Below are 3,436 nucleotides of genomic sequence, written 5' to 3' on the forward strand. Positions count from 1 at the left end.
CACGCTAGCAGAAGGACTCAATCCTAACCCCACACTCTCCGCGAGCAGCACCCCCTCCACCCTAGCCCGACACTCACCGCCAGCAGAACCCAACTCCAAACCTCCCCAACCGCTCAACGCAGTGCCCCTCCCTTCAACCATCAAACCGCGCATTCTTGATCGCGGGAAAATCAATGGTGACTTCAAAACCGGCCATCGGAAGCCGATTACGCCACCGCAATGTCCCGCGCTGCCGCGTAACAAGCCGCTGCACAATCGCCATGCCGAGCCCCGTGCCATTCGCCTGCGTACGCGCCGTATCGACCCGATAAAACGGCCGGGTAATCAACGCGACCTGATCCTCAGGAATACCACGCCCTTCATCAATCACCGATAACTCCACGCGCCCGTGATTCACACGCGTCTGCAGCGTGATCCGCGCAATATCGTCCTTGGCGCTACGCCCATATTTGCGCGCGTTCTCCAGCAGGTTGCCAACCACGCGCCGCACATCGGTCGGGTCGCCCTCGATAGTCGCACCTTGCGCAAGCTCAGTCTTCATCAACACACCGTCTTCGCCATAAAAACGCGCAGCCATCTCGCCGCCTATCAACGACAAATCCACGGCTTCAGCCATGCGCTGCATCGGCCGCGCATAGTCAAGAAAGCGCCCGATGATCATATCCATCTGCTCGATGTCATCAACCATGGCGAGCTTCGTGGCTTCGTCGGAGGGACTCATCTCGGTCTCGAGCCGCAGCCGGGCGAGCGGCGTGCGCAAGTCGTGCGAGATCCCCGCAAGCATCAGGGCACGATCGGCATCGAGCTGTTCAAGGTCCGTCACCATCTGGTTAAAGCTTCGATTGGTCTCGGCGGCTACGCCCATGCCGCGCTCAGGCAGCGGGTCGGGCGCCTGCCCCGAACCCACCTTTCGTGCGGCCAACGCCAGCCGCGCGAACGGTCGATTGACGAGGCTGGTGATGAAAGCCGCGCCGAACAACGACAACGCCAGCGCAAAAATACCCCAGCCCGCCCATTGCAGGCCGGTGACCGTATCGAGTTGATCGCGATCGAGGGCGACCCAGTAATCGTCGTCATCGATCTTGAAGCTGATCCATACACCCGGAATGTCATTCACCGATTGCGCGATGACCGTGTCATTGCCAAGTCGACCGCGCACATCATGCTCGATCAACCGATTCAACGATTCGTCTGGCTGCAGGCGATATTTATCAGTGGTCTCGCGCGGATACACGCGCACGCCTTCATTGCTCTCCAGGTCCTGCAGCAACGCGCGGCGCAGATCGGGATCGGAGTAGAGGAGGGCGGTACGGGTGAGCTTGACCACCGCGACGAGTTGCAGCGCCACGCGCTGGGCGCGCGGCTCGCGTTCGATCACGCGAAAGCTCTGGAACCATGCGGCGATGCTGACCGCGATCAGCAGCGCGATCAACGCGAAGGTCCGCCAGAACAGCCCGCCAAATGCGTGCGTCAATAGCCGCCTGTCGATCCGCATGGCTAGTCGATGCTCGCGCGTAGGACAGTTAAGACGGGACCCAAACCTCAGGCTGCGCCGTCAGGAATGAAGACATAGCCAAGACCCCACACGGTCTGGATGAAACGCGGGCTGCTCGCATCAGGCTCAATCAGCTTGCGCAAACGAGAGATCTGGACGTCAAGGCTGCGGTCAAAAACCTCATACTCGCGGCCGCGCGCCAGTTCCATCAGCTTTTCACGCGACAGCGGCTGGCGTGGATGACGAGCGAAAACCTTCAGCACGGAGAACTCGCCCGTGGTCAACGGAATTTCCTGGCCGTTCTTGGTCAGCGTCCGGGTGGCGAGATTCAACGCGAACTCGCCGAATTCAAAGACCTCTGTGGTTTCGGACGGCGCGCCAGGCAATTCCGGCGAAGCTTGTCGACGCAGCACCGCGTGGATGCGCGCGACCAGTTCGCGCGGATTAAAGGGTTTCGGGAGGTAATCGTCGGCGCCCATCTCCAGCCCCACGATACGATCCACGTCTTCACCTTTCGCGGTCAGCATGATGATAGGCGTGCGGTCGTTGCTGCCTCGCAGGCGCCTGCAGATCGACAAGCCGTCTTCGCCCGGCAACATCAGGTCGAGCACCAGCAAGTCGAAACGTTCACGCACCCAGAGCTTGTTCATCGACGGCGCATTTTCAGCGACGTACACGTTAAAGCCCTGTTCGCCGAGATACCGCCGCAGGAGGTCGCGAAGGCGTGGGTCGTCATCGACTACAAGGATTTTTGGGGGATTTTTGGTTTCCATGAGGGCATCTTAGCGCGAATAGACAGAGGCACCAGTTTGCCTCGTTTAGTAGGTAACGGATAGTTACAAAATTTACGGAGAGTGTGGCACGGCAAAAAGGTTCTGTGCGTACACTCCTTTACCTAAGCCCGTCATACGGTAGATACTCCATTTGTACAACTATTGCGCGTCGGAATTGCGACAGTTTAGTATCGCAATTCATACGGGGCGCGCATGTACGCCAGAGAGCTTTGGACCGTCCGCTTGTCGAGCAATGAAGGGATAAAAATGAAGGGAGCGCGGCGGCGCGAACCCCGGCGCACGAGGCGCTTTATTCGGCTGACACTAGTCGCTAGCGCGATATATGCCGTATTTGCCGCGCGCAGCGCTTTCGCACAACCATCGCAATATTCCAATCGCGGTCCGTCGGCGTTCGACCATTCGGACGGGATGATTGCGTCTCCTGCAGCCGGGAACGCATCTTCTGGTTTGAATGCAGGGCCTCTTCCTGCTTCCTCTCCCGGTTCAAATCCCAATGCAAACCGACGTCACTTCGACGGCGGCTTCGTGCGCGCGCAGCATCGAGTGGGAAGGGGGCAGCCGGGCAATGTGCACGACCAGCATCCGATACCCGCCATGCCCGTCTCGCAGAACATTCCACCACCCGATCCCGAACCGGCCGCTCGCCCTCCGCGCCATACCGTGATGACCCCCGATGAGCGGCGCCTGTTGCGCCAGCATATCGAGGAAGCGGTGCGGGATTTGTACAAGCGTTAGCCGCACGACATAGCCACTCGACGTAATCGCTGAATCAAGAAAGATCGCCGGCGTCGTGGTCAACGTCGACGAATAACGCGCCGTTGTTTTCCCTAGGACGGCAACCGGGTTCCTGCGCTAATGCGATACATCGAATTCAAACGCCCGAGCGCGTGCGTTGTACTGTGCGCTTGGCTGGCCATGTCCGTGTGGGCGCACGCTGCCCTACCGAGCGTCCCGGGCCGGGCGAACCATGCCCGTGCAGTCGAAGCGGCCGGTGTCGACGACCTGCTGGAAGCCTCCGATGCCCGCTTCCTGCTGACCCGAACCGGTTTCGCGGCGAACGCGGGCGAGGTGTCGGCGCTCTCCGGCATGACGCGCGAACAGGCCGTCGATAACCTGCTCACCAGCGTGCGCACCGAAGCCACCACAC

The 3,436-nt window shown here is 60.3% G+C and carries 3 protein-coding genes and 1 pseudogene; 2 read left to right on the forward strand and 2 right to left on the reverse strand.

From position 1 onward, the window contains the following. Positions 1–133: 133 nt before the first annotated feature. Positions 134–1,495 carry an ATP-binding protein gene (locus WCA53_RS32515; protein ID WP_423921568.1) on the reverse strand — a complete coding sequence of 454 codons (1,362 nt, stop codon included), beginning with the start codon at positions 1,493–1,495 and terminating at the stop codon, positions 134–136. A 47-nt stretch (positions 1,496–1,542) separates the two neighbouring features. Further along, a complete protein-coding gene (ompR, locus tag WCA53_RS32520; protein WP_423921575.1) occupies positions 1,543–2,268 on the reverse strand; it encodes a two-component system response regulator OmpR in 726 nt (241 codons plus the stop codon). 546 nt (positions 2,269–2,814) lie between these two features. Here ompR and WCA53_RS32525 point away from each other — a divergent pair. Together WCA53_RS32525 and WCA53_RS32530 are read left to right on the forward strand one after the other, a co-directional pair. Next, positions 2,815–3,024, forward strand: a complete 210-nt coding sequence (locus tag WCA53_RS32525; protein WP_423921578.1) for a hypothetical protein — start codon at positions 2,815–2,817, stop codon at positions 3,022–3,024. A 120-nt stretch (positions 3,025–3,144) separates the two neighbouring features. After that, positions 3,145–3,436, forward strand: a pseudogene (locus WCA53_RS32530) (DUF1800 domain-containing protein); the annotation flags it as partial.

This window comes from Caballeronia sp. (genome assembly GCF_049581465.1).
In the GTDB taxonomy this organism is placed as follows: domain Bacteria; phylum Pseudomonadota; class Gammaproteobacteria; order Burkholderiales; family Burkholderiaceae; genus Caballeronia.

Excerpts from the sequence above, each read along its gene's own strand:
- WCA53_RS32515 (WP_423921568.1), bottom strand. The coding sequence starts at position 1,495 with ATGCGGATCGACAGGCGGCTATTGACGCACGCATTTGGCGGGCTGTTC.
- ompR (WP_423921575.1), bottom strand. The coding sequence starts at position 2,268 with ATGGAAACCAAAAATCCCCCAAAAATCCTTGTAGTCGATGACGACCCA.